A 16702-nucleotide genomic window follows, 5' to 3' on the forward strand; every position below is an offset into this window, starting at 1 on the left:
TGGGGAAAGCCGATGGGTCATGCAGCCCTACCCAATGATTTGAAGACTGCGCGGACCAATCATGCCGTTAAGGACGACAGTATCGAACTCCATGCCATGACCAGCAGTGCGACGATTGCGGCGCAGTTTTTGCGGTGCATCGCCAATCCCCATCGGTTGATGGTGCTGTGCCATCTGACGCATGGCGAGGCCTCGGTCGGGCAGTTGGAGCGTGAGCTGGGGATACGCCAGGCGCATCTTTCGCAGCAATTGGCGCGGCTGCGTCAGGATGGGTTGGTGACGACGCGGCGCGATTCGCGGACGATTTATTATGCGCTGGGCAGTGATGCCGCGCGCGATGTGGTCGGGCTGATCTACCGGCTGTTCTGCACGAGCGATTCCGACCGCGCAGCCGCTGCCGATTGAACGCGGCGGGCGCTGAGCAGGCGGACGATCCATAATCCGGCGATCATGGCGATGACGAACGGAGCGACTCGCAACGGATGGATCGCGAGCGCGACCAGTGCTGGTCCGGGGCATAGGCCGACCAAGCCCCAGCCGATGCCGAACAATCCCGCGCCGATCACCAGCCTCGCGGTAATGCCGCCATAGGGCAGAGTGGGGAACTGCGTGCCGAACCACGGGTGGCTGCGCCGGCGCGCCACCGCGAAGGCAAGGCTCGCCACCACGACACCGCCGGCCATCACGAAGGCGAGGCTCGGGTCCCAATGGGCGGTGAGATCGAGAAAATTCAAAACCTTGGCCGGGTCCGCCATGCGTGAGACGAGAAGCCCGGCGCCGAAGATGAGGCCGGCGAGGAAGGCAACCAGGGTGCGGCGCATCAGAGGCTTCCGATCGAGCGGGTCAGGAAGACGACCGCGAAGGCGATGATCATGAAACAGGCAGTTGCCACCATCGAGCGCGGCGACAGGCGTGAGAGGCCGCAGATGCCGTGGCCGGAGGTGCAGCCGCCGCCGAGCGCGGTGCCGACACCGACCAGCAGGCCCGCACCGACCAGCAGCGGGAGCGAGCCTTGCAGATGGATGGCGGGGGCCAGACCGAGGCCGCGCGCCAGGATACCGGCGAGCAGGACGCCGGAGATGAAGGCAAGGCGCCAGTCGCGCTCGACGCGTTCGACCACGCCGCCGACGATGCCGCTGATCCCGGCGATGCGGGCGATGCCGAGCCACAGCAGACCGGCGGCGGCACCGATCATCAGGCCGCCGGTGAGCGACAGCAGCGGGGTGAAGGCGGTTGGTAGGGGTGGTGGCAGCAGCATGGGACGCCGATCAGAGGGTGTTCAACGGGATTTTCAGATAGCGCCGGCCGTTTCCGGACGGATCCGGCAGGTCGCCGCCGCGGATGTTGACCTGGAGCGAGGGCAGGATCAGCACCGGCGCCGGTAGCGTTGCATCGCGTTTTTCGCGCATCGCGACGAAATCGGCCTCGCTGATGCCGGTGTGGATCTGGACGTTATGGGCGCGCTGCGCACCGATCGTGCTTTCCCAGGCGGGTGCGCGGCCGCCGGGCTGGTAATCATGCGCGGTGAATACCCGGGTTTCGGGCGGCAGAGCGAACAGGGTTTGTACCGAATGGTAGAGCGCATGGGCATCGCCACCCGGGAAATCGCAGCGGGCGGTGCCGTAATCGGGCATGAACAGGGTATCGCCTACGAAGACCGCATCGCCGATGTGGTAGGACATGCAGGCCGGCGTGTGGCCCGGCGTGTAGATGGCCTCGGCCGGGATGGTGCCGATCGCGAATGTTTCGTGGTCTTTGAAAAGGTGATCGAACTGGCGGCCATCGGTCGCGAAATCGGGGCCGAGGTCGAAAATATCGGCGAAATTGCTCTGCACCGGCGCGATATGGTCGCCGATGCCGATGACGCCGCGGCCGAGATGTTTTTGGAGGTAGCGGGCGGCGGAAAAATGATCGGCGTGGACATGGGTCTCGATGATCCAATCGATCGTCAGGTCACGCGTGCGAACCGCATCGATCAGCGCATCGGCCGAGTTGGTCGAGACGCGGCCGGCTTTGGGATCGTAGTCGAGCACGGAATCGACGACCGCCGCGTGATGGCTCGCGGGGTCGATCACGATGTAGCTGATCGTGCTGGTGGCCGGATCGTAGAACGGCAGAACCTCGGGGCGGTTGATCATCGTTGCTGACTCCTGGGCCGCAAGATATTCTATTATATGAATGTATTGCGCTGAGGGGCGTTTGTCAAGCGTTTTGGTCGGCGGCGAAATGAATGGCAAAGCTTAAGGGAAGGGTCTTCTTTTTTGTGAACAAAAAAGAAGCAAAAAAAACTTTATTAATTTGGGCCCGTGCCGGTGAAAACGCCCGTGCCCCAGAGTCAGAAAGTTTTTTGCTTCTTTTTTACAAAAAAGAAGCCCTTGTCTTCCTAAACAGCCCCCGACCCGATCCGGCTTTTGCCACCCATGTAGGATCGCAGCGCCTCGGGAATCGTGATGCTGCCGTCGCTGTTCTGATAGTTTTCCAGCACGGCGATCAAGGCGCGGCCGACCGCGACGCCGGAACCGTTCAGCGTGTGGACGAAGTCGGGTTTGGCCGGCTTCGGGCCGGATTGCGCGGGGCGGTAGCGCGCGTTCATCCGCCGGGCCTGGAAGGCGTGGCAGTTCGAGCAGGAGGAGATTTCGCGATACATCCCCTGCCCCGGCAGCCAGACTTCGAGATCGTAGGTTTTCGCGGCGGCGAAGCCGGTATCGCCGGCGCAGAGTAGCATGCGGCGATAGGGCAGATCGAGGCGTTCGAGCACGGTTTCGGCGCACCTGGTCATGCGCTCATGTTCATCCGCGCTCGTCTCGGGCGTGGTGATCGAGACCATTTCGACCTTCCAGAATTGGTGCTGGCGCAGCATGCCGCGGGTGTCGCGCCCGGCGGAACCTGCTTCGGAGCGGAAGGACGGGGTGAGGGCGGTGAAACGGAGCGGCAATTTCGCAACGTCGATGATCTCGCCGGCGGCGATGTTGGTCAGCGGCACCTCGGCGGTGGGGATGAGGTAGCGACCATCGGTGGTCTTGAACAAATCCGCCTCGAATTTCGGCAACTGGCCGGTGCCGAACATCGCCTCCTGGTTGACCATCAGCGGCGGCGCGATTTCGGTGTAGCCGTGCTCGGTGGTGTGCAGATCGAGCATGAACTGGCCGAGGGCACGTTCGAGCCGCGCGAGATTGCCGCGCAGGATGGTGAAGCGGCTGCCGGCGATTTTGCCGGCGGTGGCGAAATCCATCAGGCCGAGCGCTTCGCCGAGTTCGAAATGCTGGCGGGGCGGGGATTCGAAGTTCTTGATCTGGCCGAAGCGAGATTGTTCGACGTTGGCGGTTTCGTCGGGACCGTCCGGGACGTCGGGGTCGAGGATGTTGGGAAGGTCTTGTATACGATCGTTCAAACCTTCTTGTAGGAGGTGACAATCGTAGCCCTGCGATTCAAACGCTCTCTTGATCTCGTCGGCTTCTTTCTGAAGCAGCGTCACATCTGCGCCTGACCGCTTCGCGTTGCCGATTTGTTTCGCATTGGCGTTACGCTGCGATTCCAGTTCCTGAAACGCTTGGACTTTCTTTCGAAGTTCGGCGTCCTTGGACAGAATTTCACCGACAATCGCCTTCCTGTTGTCCAGCCCTCGACGGGCCAACGAGGCGTCGAAGTCTGCGGAATTTTCGCGGATGGCCTTCAGGTCATGCATTCGATGATCGGTCCAAGGTGAGGAAGGGAAAGGAAGCGGTTCTTTTTTGCAAAAAAGAACCAAAAAACTCTTTGTAATTAAGAAAAGTTTTTGCTTCTTTTTTCAAAAAGAAGCGCTTGCTTCCTACTCATCCACGACCACGCTCTTCGGCTGCACCATTTTGACCGCAAAAATCGAGATTTCGAACAAAGCGATCAGCGGTATCGCGAGGCCGGTCATGGTGAAGACGTCGGGTGGGGTCAGGATGGCGGCGACGATGAAGCAGCCGACGTAGGCGTAGCGGCGGTATTTTTTCAGGCCGGCGGCGGTGACGATGCCGACGCGGCCGAGCAGGGTGAGCAGGACCGGCAGTTCGAAGCACAGGCCGAAGGCGAAGATCAGTTTCATTACGAGATTGAGGTAGTCGGAGACTTTTGGCAGCACGTCGATCGAGAATTGGTGGTTGGCCGGGCTGGTCTGAAAGCTAAGGAAGAAGCGCCAAGCGTTCGGGAAGATCACGTAATAGGCAAGCGCGCCGCCGGCGAAGAACAGGATGGGGGTGGCGAACAGGAACGGCAGGAAGGCACGTTTTTCCGAGCGGTACAGACCGGGGGCGATGAATAGCCAGATCTGGGTCGCGATCACCGGGAAGGACACGAAGGCGGCGGAGAAGACGGCCACTTTCACATAGGTGAAGAACGCCTCGTAGAGCGCGGTATAGATCAGTTCGGGCTTCTGGCCGCGCTCTTCCATGATGTGGACGAGCGGCTGAGCCAGGAAATAATAGACGTCTTTTGCGAAATAGTAGGAGACCAGAAACGCGACCAGGAAGGCAACCGCGGACCACAGCAAGCGCTTGCGCAGCTCGGCAAGGTGGTCGAGCAGGGGCATTTCCTTGTCGTGGATCGGATCGTGCGGCGCATCCGCCGGGGTCTGGTCGATATCCATGGTCCGCGTTTACCAGAGACGCGTGCCGGGGGGAATGAACGCAGGCACCGGGCGGTGGCGGGCCTCGTTGGGCGGGATGAAGGCCGGCGCATCGATCGGCGGTTCGGCGTCGTGGGTTTCGACCGCATCGGCGCCGATCATCGGCGTGGTCATATCGTGCGGGTCGCCGCTGGCGGGGTCGAAGGCGTGGCGGAGGTCGCCATCCGGGTCGATGTGGCGTTCAGCGAGGCTGCCGAGGTCGAAATTGCGCAGGCTGCGCAGGTCGTTGCCGACATCCGCGAGATCGGCCTCGCGCATCAGATCCTGCACATGACCCTGGAACTCATTGGCGAGGCCGCGCATCTTGCGGATGGCAGCACTGGCCGTGCGGATTGCCACCGGCAGATCCTTCGGGCCGATGACGACCAGCGCCACCATCATGATGACCAATAATTCTGACCAGGAAAATCCGAGCATAACAATCCACTGTGATCGAGGCGTTTGCTAGCAGAGACGCGCGGCAGGTCAAGGATCGGGGGGCATCGGCTCGGTGACGGGGGCGGTGGGTTCGACCAGCAGATCGGTCCGGCGGGGCAGGTCGCGCAGCGATTTCAGGCCGAACTGGATCAGGAAATGCGGCGTGGTGGCCCAGAGCGCGGGGCGGCCTGGGGCCTCCTTGTAGCCGGCGGGGGCGACCAGATCGGCTTCGAGCAGAGCATCGAGCGTGTTCTGCGACAGGCTGACGCCGCGCAAATCTTCGATTTCGGCGCGGGTGATCGGCTGGTGGAAGGCGATGACGGCGAGGGTTTCCATCGCGGCGCGCGGCAGGCGGCGCGGCACTTCGACGACGCGCCGGAGGTCGGACGCGAGGTCGGGGGCGGATCGGAACATCACGCCGGAGCCGATGTCGCACAGCTCGAAGCCGCCGCCGGCGTGGCGGGCGCGGATGGCGGCGAGCACGGCATCGAGATCGGCGGCGTCGGGCAGCAACGTTGCGAGGGTGCGCAGCGGCACGGGGTCGCGGCTCGCGAAAATCACCGCCTCGAGCAGGCGTTCGGCGTGGGGGCGGGCGGTGTTGAGATCACTCATGCTGGGCACCCTGGCGGACCATGATCGGCGCGAAATCGGCGTCCTGGCGCAGGCTGAGCACGCCGTTGCGGGCCAGTTCGAGGCTGGCGAGCAGCGTGCTGGACAGGGCGGCGCGCTGGCCGAGGGGCGATTGCGGCGCTTCGGGCAGGAACTGCGTGAGGTCCGACCAGTCCGGCACGCTGCCGATCAGCCGGTTCAGCCGTTCCAGCGCCTGTTGCACGGTCCAGTAGATGACCGGCTTGGGGCGGTACTGGCGCTTGGCGCCCGAGCGGCGGCGGGCCGCGAGATAGGCGGAGAGCAGCGCCGGCAGATCGAGCTTCAGGCGTGAGCGATCGAATTCGGTGAAATCTTCCGGCATGCCGCGCGCGAAGACATCGTGACCGAGTTGGGGGCGTGCGCCCAACCAGGCGGCGCCGGCGCGGATGGCTTCGAGCGCGCGCAGGCGGTCGGCCAGAATGTCCGCGGTGATTTCGGCCTCCTCGATCGCTTCGGGGTCGGGCAGCAGCAGGCGCGATTTCAGCCAGGCGAGCCAGGCGGCCATGACCAGCCAGTCGGCCGCGAGTTCGAGGCGGATTTTGCGCGCGCCTTCGATGATCGCGAGATATTGATCGACCAGCGCAAGGATCGAGATGCCAGCGAGATCGAGCTTCTGGCTGCGCGCGAGGTCGAGCAGCAGGTCGAGCGGGCCCTCAAAGCCTTCGAGCTGGACGATGAACGCCTCGGTCGGCGCGGGTTCAGTAGCCGGCATGCACACCCGCGACATGCAAAAATTCGGTGGCGACGCGGGGCACCCAATGGTCGAGCACGTCCGACACCGGGTTGAAATGGATGCCGAACTGACCGAGTGCCGCGGGCAGGATGAACACCAGGAACAGGATGACCAGAATACCGAGGCGTTCGACCTGAGCGAGCGCGCGGGCGGCGGCGAGCGGCAGGATGCCGACCATGATCCGCCCGCCATCGAACGGCGGCAGCGGGACGAGGTTGAACAGGCCGAGCAGGATGTTGAACAGCAGGAAATAGAACAGGAAATCGGCGATGATGCCCCGGGTGCCGATGGCGGCGAGGATGAAGGCGGAGATCAGCGCGAGCAGGAAATTCGAGGCGGGACCGGCGGCCGCGACGATCGCCATGCCGCGGCGGGGGTTGCGGAAACCGGATGGGTCGATCGGGACCGGTTTTGCCCAGCCGAACATATAGGCGATCCGGCCGATGGTCAGGAGTTGGAACGCGATCAGCACGGCGGGCAGGATAATGGTGCCGACCCGGTCGATATGGCGCAGCGGGTTGAGCGAAAGCCGGCCTTCGCGCTGGGCAGTGTGATCGCCCATCGCCAGGGCGGTGAAGCCGTGGGCGAGTTCGTGCAGCACGATGGCCAGCACGGAGGCGCAGACCCCGATGGCGATGCTGCGGATCAGGTCGTTGTTCATGACGTCTGGGTCGCCTTCAACCGGGGGATCAGGGCCGGGTCGAGATCGGGGATGGCGGCGAGGACGGCGCGGTTGGCATCGAGCGTGCCGGGGCAGAACAGCGCGATGTCGCACCCCGCTTCGAGCGCGCGGACGGCGCGGTGCTGCGGTGGGCCGGTGAGCGCGCCCATCGCCAGATCGTCGCTGACCAGGATGCCGGTGAAGCCGATGCGGGTGCGGATGATCTCGGTGATGATGCGGCGCGAAAAGGTGGCGGGGTTTTCAGGATCGAGCGCCGTGTAGACGATATGGGCGGTCATGCCCCAGGGCAGGCTGCGATTGGCGGCGAAGGGGGCGAAATCGGTATCGAGCGCGGTGGCGTCGATGCGCGGCAGGGCGTGGTGGCTGTCGAGCGTGGCGCGGCCGTGACCGGGGAGGTGCTTCATGACGGGCTGAATGCCCTGGAACAACAGGCCCCAGGCGATATCGGCACCGAGCGCGCCGACCGCGACGGGGTCGGTGCTGATCGCGCGATCGCCGATCACGGCGTCGGCACCCGGGGTTGGGACGTCGAGCACGGGGGCGGTGACGATGTCGAACCCGGCATCGCGCGCGATGGCGCCGAGGGCGGCACCATGGGCGCGGGCGGCGTTGCGGGCGGCTTCGGGGTCGGTTGCGAACAGGGCACCGAGCGTGGCGGCGGCCGGCAGGTCCGGCCAGTGCGGCGCGCGCAGGCGGGCGACGCGGCCGCCTTCCTGATCGACCATCAGCACGGCTTCGGGCGGCAGGGCGGTTCGGAGATCGGCCACCAACGCGGCGAGTTGCGGCGGCGAGACGATGTTGCGGCCGAACAGGATGACGCCCGTGGGCGGGAATTCGGCGAGCAGGGCGCGCTCCGGATCGGTCAGGCTGGGGCCGGCGATGCCGATGATGGCGGCTTTCATGGGCAGGTCACTTCGGGATGTAGCAGGTGACGCCGCGCGATTTCAGCCGATCGCAGAACCCGCCGGCGGCGGCGGCATTGGCGAAACCAGCAAGCCGCAGGCGGTAGAACACCTTGCCGTGGACGGTGCCTGGAACGACGACGGGCTTCTGGTTGCCCAGGATATCCGGCACGCGGGCGACCAGGGTCTGCCAGGCCTGGTTGGCCTTGGCCATGCTGTCGAGCGCGCCGAGCTGCACGGCATAGGGACCGGAGCCGGTGGCCTGGGTGGGTGGCGTGATCGGCGGCAGAATGCTTTGGGCGGCCTGTGCCGGCGCGGTGGCGGCTTGATCGGGCGGCGGTGCCGGCGGGGGCAGCGGCAGGGCGCTGGCAACGGCGGGCGGGGCTTGCTTCGGCGTGGGCGGTGCTGGCGGGGCAGGTTTTGCCGCTGCCGCCTCCTGGTCGAGTTTCGAGAAATCCGGCGCGGGGGATGCGGGCGCCAGTTCGGGTGGGCCGGAGGCGACCTCGCCCGACATGATCTGTTCATGCGCGCCGGGCACCTGCAGGCCGCCGGGATTGACCGGCGCCGTGCGCATCGGGCCGGGCGGCGGTTTGATCACCGGCGGCGGGCCGAGCCCGGTGTGGATGCCGCTCCAGATCAGGGCGAGGGCGATGATGCCGACACCGAGCCCGCCGGCGATGATTGCCATGCGCTTGGTCTCGGGGTCGACGCCGCGTGCGCGCAGGCGTGGCGAGGCGTAGGGCGGAATGTCGATCTCGGGGTCTTCCATCACGCAGTTCCTTTCAGCGCATCTCCTCGGCCGGGGCCACCCCCATCACCGCGAGGCCGGAGCGGATGACCACCGCCGTTGCGGCGACCAGAGCGAGCCGGGCGCGGGTCGGCCCGGGGGCTTCGGCCTGGATGAACCGCAAACTGGCTTCGGTGCGGCCCGCGTTCCACAGCGCGTGGAAATCACCCGCGAGATCATACAGGAAAAATCCGATTCGGTGCGCCTCACGCGCGATGGCCGCGGCTTCGATCAGGCGCGGCCAGGCGGCGAGCCGGCGGATCAGGGCGAGTTCTTCGGGTGCGGTGAGCGATGCGAGATCGGCGGTGGCGAGGCCGGCATCCGAGGTGTCGCCCAGTTCGGGCGTGGTTGCCGCCGCGCGCAGGACCGAGCGGCAGCGGGCGTGGGCGTACTGGACATAGAACACCGGGTTTTCGCGGGTCTGGGCGACCGCGGCATCGAGGTCGAACTCCATCTGCGCGTCCGATTTGCGCATCAGCATGATGAAGCGGACGACATCCGGGCCGACCGCGTCGATTAGGTCCGCCAGCTCGATATAGGTGCCGGCGCGTTTGCTCATACGCATCGGCACGCCGTCCTTCAGGACGCGGACGATCTGGCAGAGCACGATGTCGAGTTGCGCGGGCCCGTTGCCCGACAGGGCGCGGACGGCGGATTGCATACGTTTGACGTAGCCGCCGTGATCGGCACCCCAGACATCGATCATCTGATCGAAGCCGCGCGCCATTTTATCGGCGTGGTTGGCGATGTCGTTGAAGAAATAGGTGTTCGAGCCGTCGGATTTGCGGACCGGGCGATCGACGTCGTCGCCGAAATCGGTGGCGCGGAACAGGGTTTGTTCGCGGGGTTCCCAATCCTCGGGGGTTTTGCCTTTGGGGGGTTCGAGAATGCCCTCGTAGAGCAGGCCGCGGGCGCGCAGGGCGGCTTCGGCACGGATGACGCCGCCGCCGGCGATCAAGGCGGCTTCGCTGGTGAAGACATCGTGGCGCACGTTCAGGGCGGCGAGATCGTCGCGGACCAGATCCATCATGGCGGCGACGGCGAAGCTGCGCACGGTGTCGAGCCAGAGTGTGGAGTCGGCGACGGTGCGGCCGGGGCCGGCGAGCGCATCGCCATGGGCGGCGGCGAGTTGTGCGCCGAGCGGTACCAGATAATCGCCGGGATATTGCAGGCCGGTCGGCGTCGCGGCGGCGAAATCGGCTTCGGTCATGGTGGTGCCAAGGGCTTGCAGGTAGCGCCAATAGACCGACCAGGCCAGCGCGATAACCTGGGCGCCGGCGTCGTTGATGTAGTATTCGCGCGTCACATCGTAGCCGGCCTTGGCGAGCAGATTGGCCAGAGCATCACCCACCACGGCACCGCGGCAATGGCCGACGGTGAGCGGACCGGTCGGGTTGGCGGAGACGTATTCGACGTTGACCTTGGCCCCCTGCCCCAGCGTGCCGGCCCCGAACGCCTCGCCGGTGTGCAGGATGGTGGGGATCTGCGCCTGCCACGCCGCCGGTGCGAGGGTGAGGTTGACGAACCCTGGGCCGGCGGGTTCGGCTTTGGTGACGAAGGCGCGGGTCAGCAGCGCGGCGGCGAGCGCATCCGCGATGGCGCGCGGCTTGAGGCCGAGGGGCTTGGCGGCGATCAGCGCGGCGTTGGTTGCGACATCGCCATGCGCGGCTTCGCGCGTCGGGGTGATTTCGATGCGCGCGAGGGAGTCGGGCGCCAGATCCGGATAAAGGGCGGTGACCGTGTCGAGCACCAGGATGCGCAGATCGGCGAACAGATTATCGGACATGGGAACCTTCAGGCGGCAGCGGTGGGGTCGGTCAGGCGGCGATGCTCGTCGAGCGCGAAACGATCGGTCATGCCGGCAATGTAGTCGCGCACGGCGGCGGCCGTTGCCTCCGTGTGCGGCGCGGCGGCGCGGTCGCGCCAGTCGTTGCGCAGCAGATCGGGACGATCGAGAAACAGGGTTGCCATGTCGCGCACCACACCCTCGACCTTGTGGGTCATGCGGTTGACCCGCCAGTGGCGGTACATGCGGGCATACAGAAAGGTGCGGATCGCCTGGTTGGCCGCCGCGAGATCGGCCGCGAACCCAATCACCGGATGATCGGCGGCGCGGATATCATCGGCCGATGCCGGTTGCAGCGCGGCCAGGCGCCGGCGGCTTTCGGTCAGCGCGCCACCCACGAAGACGCCGATGGTCTGGCGCACCATATGGGCGCGGACGCGGCGCGGATCGCTGGTAAGGGCGCGCGCCTCGGCCAGCATGGCGCCGACCACGGGCAGGGTTGCCAGATCGTCGATGTCGAACAGGCCGGCGCGCAACCCATCGTCGATATCATGGGCGTGGTAGGCGATGTCGTCCGCCAGGGCAGCGACCTGCGCCTCGGCGGCGGCCTGGCGGCTCAGGTCGAGCTTGTAGCCCGCGTCGAACGCCGCGATATAGGCGGGCGGCGCCGACACCGGCCCGTTGTGCTTGGCGATGCCTTCGAGGGATTCCCACGTGAGGTTCAACCCATCGAACCCGGGATAGCGGCGTTCGAGCAAGGTCAGGCTGCGCAGGCTCTGGGCGTTGTGGTCGAACCCGCCATGGGCGGCGAGCGCGGTGTTCAACCCGGCCTCACCGGCATGGCCGAACGGCGGATGACCGAGGTCGTGCGCGAGGGCGAGGGTTTCGGTGAGGTCTTCATCGAGGGCGAGGCCACGGGCGATGCTGCGGGCGATCTGGGCGACTTCGAGGCTGTGGGTCAGGCGGGTGCGGTAGAAATCGCCCTCGTGGATGACGAAGACCTGGGTTTTGTATTGCAGCTTGCGGAAGGCGTTGGAGTGGAGCACGCGATCGCGGTCACGCTGAAAGGCGCTGCGGGTGGCGCTTTCGGGTTCGGGGAACTGGCGGCCGCGCGAGGCGGCGGCGTGGGAAGCGTAGGGCGCGAGCATGGGCGTGGCTTACAGGAGTGCGCGCTGCTCTCCAAGTCAGGGGATCACGGATGTGCAGGACGTCCGTTTTTTCGAAAAACAGCCTTGGCGATCGCGCTGGTCGGGACGGCGTGGCGCGCCTATATAGAGTGCATGAGCGAAACCATGGACCGATTCAAAATCAGCGACAGCGCGGCGGCGCGCATCGCCACCATCATGGCCGGTGAGGCTGGCACGCTTGCGCTGCGAGTCGAAGTGCTGGCGGGCGGCTGCAACGGGTTTCAGTATAAATTCGACCTGACCGGCGCGATCGACGCCGAGGATTACCTGGTCGAGCGGGATGGCGCGAAAGTGGTGGTCGATCCGGCCAGCCTTGATCTGCTCGACGGCGCCGAACTCGACTACAAGGATACGCTGATGGGATCGTATTTCGCGGTGGGCAATCCGAATGCGAAGACCTCCTGCGGGTGCGGCACGTCTTTTTCGGTCGATTGAACCGGGGTTCCGATGAAGATCGCAACCTGGAACGTCAATTCGGTGCGGACCCGGGCGGCGCTGGTCGCCGATTTCCTGACCCGCGAACAGCCAGACCTGCTGCTTATGCAGGAGATCAAATGCGAGGCGCATCAATTTCCGGGCGATGTGTTCGAGGCGGCGGGGTATCGAGCCGCGATCGTCGGGCAGAAATCGTATAATGGTGTCGCGGTGTTATCGCGCGAAGCGGTGGACATCCGCGAGCGCGCCCTGCCCGGTGAGGCGGAGGGTTCTGCCTCACGCTATATCGAGGTGGAGTTGCGCGACCTCATCGTGGGCAATCTTTATTTGCCGAACGGCAATTCCGGCGGTGACGAGGGGTTTCGCGCCAAGCTGGACTGGATGGGCAAGCTGCACGACCATGCGGCAGGGCTGCTCGATGCCGATCGTGATTTCATGCTGGCCGGCGATTATAATGTGTGCCCGACCGACGCCGATTACGCCAAGGGCGCGCTTGCCGCGACCGATGCGCTGGTTCGCCCGGAAAGCTGCGCGGCGTTTCGCGCGCTGATCTGGCTGGGGCTGACGGACGCGTTGCGCGCGCTACATCCGACCGAGACGCTCTATACGTTCTGGGATTATCAGGCCGGCGCGTGGCAGCGGGATAGGGGATTGCGGATCGATCACGCGCTGGTATCGCCGCGGGTGAGCGAGCGGCTGGAGTCGGTGGTGGTCGCGAAGGGGGAGCGCGATAAGGTGCAGCCTTCGGATCATGTGCCGGTGGTGGTGGTGATCGGGGGGTAATACTGTGTCGATCGCAAGACATATCGGTTCTGATCGCTCCCGATGCCTCTTAAACGCTAATTCTGAAGTAAAATAGTCCATTTCGCCTAAAGTCACAAAATCAAAATAGGACCTCCGCGACTTACTGCGGGCCGGACAAACGCTGTCATACCAAACTAAAGAAAGTTTTTTGCTTCTTTTTTACAAAAAAGAAGCCTTCCCTGCCTTCAGTCACTTAGCCCTGACCCCGCACGCATCACCGCTTCGGCCGCGCGGATGCCGTCGACTCCGGCGGAGAGGATGCCGCCGGCGTAGCCGGCGCCTTCGCCGGCGGGGAACAGGCCGGGGGTGTTGAGGCTTTGGCCGTCTTTGCCGCGGGTGATGCGGATGGGGGCGGAGGTGCGTGTTTCGACGCCGGTGAGGATGGCGTCGGCGCGGTCGAAGCCGGGGATTTTTTTGGCGAAGTGGGGGATGGCTTCGCGGATGGCTTCGATGGCGTAGTCGGGCAGGCAGGCGGCGAGGTTGGTCAGGTGGACGCCGGGTTTGTAGCTGGGGGTGACATCGCCCAGGGTGGTTGAGGCGCGGTTGGCCAGGAAGTCGCCGACCAGTTGGCCGGGGGCGTGGTAGGTGCTGCCGCCGGCGATGTAGGCCTGGGATTCGAGGCTGCGCTGGAATGCCATGCCGGCGAGGATATCGCCGCCATCGGCGTTGGGATAATCGGCCGGGGTGATGCCGACGACGATGCCGGCGTTGGCGTTGCGTTCGTTGCGGGAATATTGGCTCATGCCGTTGGTGACGACGCGGCCGGGCTCGGAGGTGGCGGCGACGACGGTGCCGCCGGGGCACATGCAGAAACTGTAGACGCTGCGGCCGTTGTTGGCGTGGTGGACCAGTTTGTAGTCGGCCGCGCCGAGGATTGGGTTGCCGGCGAAGCTGCCGTAGCGGGCGTGGTCGATCAGCGATTGCGGGTGCTCGATGCGAAAGCCGATCGAGAAGGGTTTCGGGTCGAGATGCACGGCGCTGTCGCGCAGCAGTTCGAAGGTGTCGCGCGCGGAGTGGCCGATGGCGAGGATGATGTGGTCGGCGGAGAGGGTTTCGCCGGATTCGAGCACGACGCCGCGGGCGCGGCGGGGGTGTTGGTCGATCAGCAGGCCGGTGACTTTGGCGCCGAAGCGGTATTCGCCGCCGAGGCGTTCGATGGTGGCGCGCATGGTCTCGACCATGCCGACCAGGCGGAAGGTGCCGATATGGGGGTGGGCGACATAGAGGATTTCGGGCGGGGCGCCGGCGGCGACGAATTCGGTGAGAACTTTGCGGCCGAGGTGGTTGGGGTCGCTGATCTGGCTGTAGAGCTTGCCGTCGGAGAAGGTCCCTGCCCCGCCCTCGCCGAACTGGACGTTGGATTCAGGGGTGAGGATGCCGCGCCGCCAGAGCGCCCAGGTATCCTTGGTGCGTTCGCGGACCAGCTTGCCGCGTTCGAGGATGATCGGGCGCAGGCCGGCCTGGGCCAGGATGAGGGCGGCGAAGATGCCGCAGGGGCCGGTGCCGATCACGATCGGGCGGGAGCGGGCCATTTTGGCCGGGGGTGGTTGGTAGCTGGTATCGGGCGTAGGGCGGATATGGGCGTGGGTGGGGGCTGCGGTTTCATCCGCGACCGATGCGTCGATCGTGTAGGTCAGGCGGATCGCGGCTTTGCGGCGGGCATCGATCGCGCGGCGGAACACCGTGAAATGCTGCACGATGGCCGGGGCAAGACGCGCGGCGACGGCGGCGGCGAGGGCAGCATCGTCATGATCGAGTGGGAGGATGATTTCGGTGAGGCGGAGCATGGCAGGGGACTTACCAACTCTGTGCGAAGCTTGCCACATCGGGCGCGATTGGCCACAACGCGGCCATGGCTCCTCCCTTATTGGCGTTACAGAATATCCGGCTCGCGCTCGGCGCATCGCCCTTGCTCGATGGGGCGGAGATTGGCGTGGGGGCGGGCGAGCGGATTTGTCTGGTCGGGCGGAACGGGTCGGGCAAGTCGACTTTGCTGAAGATCGCGGCGGATATGATCAGTGCCGATGGCGGGTCGCGGTTTCTGCAACCGGGGGCGACGTTGCGGTATCTGCCGCAGGAGCCGGATTTGTCGGCGTTTGCGACCGTGCTCGATTATGTGATGGATGGGCTGGATGCGGAGACCGATGGGCACCGGGCGCGGGGGTTGCTGGATCAGCTGGGGTTGAGCGGGGCGGAGACCACGGGGCGGCTTTCGGGCGGCGAGGCACGGCGGGCGGCGATTGCGAAGGTGCTGGCGCCGGCGCCGGATGTGCTGCTGCTCGATGAGCCAACCAATCATTTGGATCTGCCGGCGATCGAATGGCTGGAGGCGGAGTTGCGCGGGTCGCGGGCGGGGATTGTGCTGATCAGCCATGACCGGCGGTTGCTGGAGAAGGTGTCGCGCAGCATCGTCTGGCTGGATCGGGGGCGGACGAACCGGATCGATCGGGGGTTTTCGCATTTCGAGGCCTGGCGCGACGAGGTGTTCGAGCAGGAGGCGCGGGATGCGCAGAAGCTGGCCCGCGAGATTGTGCGCGAGGAAGATTGGATGCGCTATGGCGTGACCGCGCGGCGCAAGCGCAATGTGCGGCGGGTGGCGGAGTTGGCCGGGCTGCGGGAGAAGAAACGCGAGGAGAAGCGCGACACGCGCGAATTGCAGGTGAGTGCCAGTGCTGCCTCGCTTTCGGGCAAGATCGTGATGGATGCCAAGGCGATCGATAAATCGTTCGGCGATCAGGTGATCATTCGGGATTTGACGTTGCGGGTGTTGCGGGGCGATCGGCTGGGGATTGTCGGGCCGAACGGTGCGGGCAAGACCACGCTGCTGCGGTTGCTGACCGGGCAGGACCAGCCGGATGCGGGGAGTATCAAGATCGGGACCAATCTGGCGGTGGCGACGCTGGATCAGCAGCGGGCGGCGCTGGATCCGGCGCGGACGCTGGCGGATACGCTGACCGGAGGCAAGAGCGATCTGGTCGAGGTGGGCGGGGAATCGCGCCATGTGATCGGGTATATGAAGGATTTTCTGTTCCGGCCGGAGCAGGCGCGCACGCCGGTGGGCACGCTTTCGGGCGGTGAGCGCGGGCGGTTGCTGCTGGCGGCGATATTGGCGAAGCCTTCGAATTTGCTGATCCTGGATGAGCCGACCAATGATTTGGATTTGGAGACGCTGGATATATTGCAGGACATGCTGAGCGATTATGCGGGGACGATTCTGCTGGTCAGCCATGATCGTGATTTTCTGGATCGGATCGCGACGTCGACCCTGGCGGCGGAAGGGGATGGGCGCTGGGTGGAGTATGCCGGCGGGTATTCGGACATGCTGGCGCAGCGCGGTGAGCGGGTGCGCGAGGCGGCGACGGTGCGCAAGGCTGGGCCGGTGGCGAAGCGGGTGAGCGAGAAGGCCGCGTTTTCGTTTAAGGATCGGCATCGGTTGAAGGCGCTGAACGAGGAGATTGCCGGGGTTCAGGGCAGAATCGATACGCTGGAAGCGACGTTTGCGGATACCGAGTTGTTTACCAAGCGGCCGGAGCAGTTTCAGGCGAATATGACGGCGCTGGCGGGGTTGCATGAGCGGATGGGCGTGCTGGAGGCGGAGTGGTTGGAGTTGGAGATGCGGCGGGAGAGTGTTGAGGGGTAAGAAAGGGAAGGCTTCTTTTTTGTAAAAAAG

At 65.3% G+C, this 16702-nt stretch carries 18 protein-coding genes; 4 read left to right on the forward strand and 14 right to left on the reverse strand.

Translation table 11 applies throughout. From position 1 onward, the window contains the following. Positions 1-12 precede the first annotated feature (12 nt). On the forward strand, positions 13-405 hold the full coding sequence (locus B7X49_RS00090; RefSeq protein WP_286702301.1) for a metalloregulator ArsR/SmtB family transcription factor: 393 nt from the start codon (positions 13-15) through the stop codon (positions 403-405). Here the strand turns inward: B7X49_RS00090 and B7X49_RS00095 are convergent. From B7X49_RS00095 to B7X49_RS00155, 13 genes are all read right to left on the reverse strand, one after another. Next, complete coding sequence (locus tag B7X49_RS00095) at positions 354-821, reverse strand: DUF6691 family protein (RefSeq protein ID WP_286702302.1); 468 nt, start codon at positions 819-821, stop codon at positions 354-356. The two genes, B7X49_RS00090 and B7X49_RS00095, sit on opposite strands and share 52 nt — an antisense overlap. Further along, a complete protein-coding gene (locus B7X49_RS00100) occupies positions 821-1258 on the reverse strand; it encodes a YeeE/YedE family protein (RefSeq protein WP_286702303.1) in 438 nt (145 codons plus the stop codon). The genes B7X49_RS00095 and B7X49_RS00100 overlap by 1 nt, the downstream gene beginning before the upstream one ends. Positions 1259-1268: 10 nt before the next feature. Next, positions 1269-2138 (reverse strand): MBL fold metallo-hydrolase, encoded by an 870-nt coding sequence (locus B7X49_RS00105; RefSeq protein WP_286702304.1) that lies wholly within the window; start codon positions 2136-2138, stop codon positions 1269-1271. Between the two features lie 245 nt (positions 2139-2383). Further along, positions 2384-3685: a serine--tRNA ligase gene (gene serS / locus B7X49_RS00110; protein ID WP_286702305.1), complete on the reverse strand. Its 1302-nt coding sequence runs from the start codon at positions 3683-3685 to the stop codon at positions 2384-2386. Between the two features lie 123 nt (positions 3686-3808). Further along, the gene (tatC, locus tag B7X49_RS00115) at positions 3809-4612 is read right to left on the reverse strand and encodes a twin-arginine translocase subunit TatC (protein ID WP_286702306.1); all 804 of its coding nucleotides are present in this window, start codon (positions 4610-4612) and stop codon (positions 3809-3811) included. A gap of 9 nt (positions 4613-4621) precedes the next feature. Then, the gene (gene tatB / locus B7X49_RS00120) at positions 4622-5068 is read right to left on the reverse strand and encodes a Sec-independent protein translocase protein TatB (protein ID WP_286702307.1); all 447 of its coding nucleotides are present in this window, start codon (positions 5066-5068) and stop codon (positions 4622-4624) included. Between the two features lie 48 nt (positions 5069-5116). Beyond that, positions 5117-5680, reverse strand: a complete 564-nt coding sequence (scpB, locus tag B7X49_RS00125) for an SMC-Scp complex subunit ScpB (protein WP_286702308.1) — start codon at positions 5678-5680, stop codon at positions 5117-5119. Beyond that, complete coding sequence (locus B7X49_RS00130; protein ID WP_286702309.1) at positions 5673-6428, reverse strand: ScpA family protein; 756 nt, start codon at positions 6426-6428, stop codon at positions 5673-5675. The genes scpB and B7X49_RS00130 overlap by 8 nt, the downstream gene beginning before the upstream one ends. Continuing rightward, positions 6415-7110: a site-2 protease family protein gene (locus B7X49_RS00135; protein ID WP_029311251.1), complete on the reverse strand. Its 696-nt coding sequence runs from the start codon at positions 7108-7110 to the stop codon at positions 6415-6417. The genes B7X49_RS00130 and B7X49_RS00135 overlap by 14 nt, the downstream gene beginning before the upstream one ends. Then, complete coding sequence (gene nagZ / locus B7X49_RS00140) at positions 7107-8033, reverse strand: beta-N-acetylhexosaminidase (protein ID WP_286702310.1); 927 nt, start codon at positions 8031-8033, stop codon at positions 7107-7109. Before nagZ ends, B7X49_RS00135 begins: the two co-directional genes overlap by 4 nt. A 7-nt stretch (positions 8034-8040) precedes the next feature. Further along, on the reverse strand, positions 8041-8802 hold the full coding sequence (locus tag B7X49_RS00145; protein ID WP_286702311.1) for an SPOR domain-containing protein: 762 nt from the start codon (positions 8800-8802) through the stop codon (positions 8041-8043). Between the two features lie 13 nt (positions 8803-8815). Further along, a complete protein-coding gene (locus B7X49_RS00150; protein ID WP_286702312.1) occupies positions 8816-10606 on the reverse strand; it encodes an arginine--tRNA ligase in 1791 nt (596 codons plus the stop codon). An 8-nt stretch (positions 10607-10614) separates the two neighbouring features. Then, entirely contained in the window at positions 10615-11754 is a 1140-nt protein-coding gene (locus B7X49_RS00155) for a deoxyguanosinetriphosphate triphosphohydrolase (RefSeq protein ID WP_286702313.1), read from the reverse strand. Between the two features lie 144 nt (positions 11755-11898). On the opposite strand from B7X49_RS00155, the gene B7X49_RS00160 reads away from it, so the two are divergent. Both B7X49_RS00160 and B7X49_RS00165 read left to right on the forward strand, forming a co-directional pair. Beyond that, a complete protein-coding gene (locus B7X49_RS00160; RefSeq protein ID WP_408735552.1) occupies positions 11899-12228 on the forward strand; it encodes a HesB/IscA family protein in 330 nt (109 codons plus the stop codon). 12 nt (positions 12229-12240) lie between these two features. Beyond that, the gene (locus tag B7X49_RS00165) at positions 12241-13011 is read left to right on the forward strand and encodes an exodeoxyribonuclease III (RefSeq protein ID WP_286702314.1); all 771 of its coding nucleotides are present in this window, start codon (positions 12241-12243) and stop codon (positions 13009-13011) included. 206 nt (positions 13012-13217) lie between these two features. Here the strand turns inward: B7X49_RS00165 and B7X49_RS00170 are convergent, their stop codons facing one another. Continuing rightward, positions 13218-14819 carry an NAD(P)/FAD-dependent oxidoreductase gene (locus B7X49_RS00170; RefSeq protein WP_286702315.1) on the reverse strand — a complete coding sequence of 534 codons (1602 nt, stop codon included), beginning with the start codon at positions 14817-14819 and terminating at the stop codon, positions 13218-13220. A gap of 65 nt (positions 14820-14884) precedes the next feature. Here B7X49_RS00170 and B7X49_RS00175 point away from each other — a divergent pair, with 65 nt between their 5' ends. Next, entirely contained in the window at positions 14885-16672 is a 1788-nt protein-coding gene (locus B7X49_RS00175) for an ABC-F family ATP-binding cassette domain-containing protein (RefSeq protein ID WP_286702316.1), read from the forward strand. Positions 16673-16702: the final 30 nt, after the last annotated feature.

This window comes from Acidiphilium sp. 34-64-41 (assembly GCF_002282635.1).
Lineage (GTDB): Bacteria > Pseudomonadota > Alphaproteobacteria > Acetobacterales > Acetobacteraceae > Acidiphilium > Acidiphilium rubrum.

Excerpts from the sequence above, each read along its gene's own strand:
- scpB (WP_286702308.1), bottom strand. The coding sequence starts at position 5,680 with ATGAGTGATCTCAACACCGCCCGCCCCCACGCCGAACGCCTGCTCGAG.
- nagZ (WP_286702310.1), bottom strand. The coding sequence starts at position 8,033 with ATGAAAGCCGCCATCATCGGCATCGCCGGCCCCAGCCTGACCGATCCG.
- B7X49_RS00165 (WP_286702314.1), top strand. The coding sequence starts at position 12,241 with ATGAAGATCGCAACCTGGAACGTCAATTCGGTGCGGACCCGGGCGGCG.
- B7X49_RS00100 (WP_286702303.1), bottom strand. The coding sequence starts at position 1,258 with ATGCTGCTGCCACCACCCCTACCAACCGCCTTCACCCCGCTGCTGTCG.
- B7X49_RS00105 (WP_286702304.1), bottom strand. The coding sequence starts at position 2,138 with ATGATCAACCGCCCCGAGGTTCTGCCGTTCTACGATCCGGCCACCAGC.
- B7X49_RS00095 (WP_286702302.1), bottom strand. The coding sequence starts at position 821 with ATGCGCCGCACCCTGGTTGCCTTCCTCGCCGGCCTCATCTTCGGCGCC.
- B7X49_RS00145 (WP_286702311.1), bottom strand. The coding sequence starts at position 8,802 with ATGGAAGACCCCGAGATCGACATTCCGCCCTACGCCTCGCCACGCCTG.
- B7X49_RS00160 (WP_408735552.1), top strand. The coding sequence starts at position 11,899 with ATGGACCGATTCAAAATCAGCGACAGCGCGGCGGCGCGCATCGCCACC.
- B7X49_RS00090 (WP_286702301.1), top strand. The coding sequence starts at position 13 with ATGGGTCATGCAGCCCTACCCAATGATTTGAAGACTGCGCGGACCAAT.
- B7X49_RS00130 (WP_286702309.1), bottom strand. The coding sequence starts at position 6,428 with ATGCCGGCTACTGAACCCGCGCCGACCGAGGCGTTCATCGTCCAGCTC.
- serS (WP_286702305.1), bottom strand. The coding sequence starts at position 3,685 with ATGCATGACCTGAAGGCCATCCGCGAAAATTCCGCAGACTTCGACGCC.
- B7X49_RS00150 (WP_286702312.1), bottom strand. The coding sequence starts at position 10,606 with ATGTCCGATAATCTGTTCGCCGATCTGCGCATCCTGGTGCTCGACACG.
- B7X49_RS00170 (WP_286702315.1), bottom strand. The coding sequence starts at position 14,819 with ATGCTCCGCCTCACCGAAATCATCCTCCCACTCGATCATGACGATGCT.
- B7X49_RS00135 (WP_029311251.1), bottom strand. The coding sequence starts at position 7,110 with ATGAACAACGACCTGATCCGCAGCATCGCCATCGGGGTCTGCGCCTCC.
- B7X49_RS00175 (WP_286702316.1), top strand. The coding sequence starts at position 14,885 with ATGGCTCCTCCCTTATTGGCGTTACAGAATATCCGGCTCGCGCTCGGC.
- tatB (WP_286702307.1), bottom strand. The coding sequence starts at position 5,068 with ATGCTCGGATTTTCCTGGTCAGAATTATTGGTCATCATGATGGTGGCG.
- B7X49_RS00155 (WP_286702313.1), bottom strand. The coding sequence starts at position 11,754 with ATGCTCGCGCCCTACGCTTCCCACGCCGCCGCCTCGCGCGGCCGCCAG.
- tatC (WP_286702306.1), bottom strand. The coding sequence starts at position 4,612 with ATGGATATCGACCAGACCCCGGCGGATGCGCCGCACGATCCGATCCAC.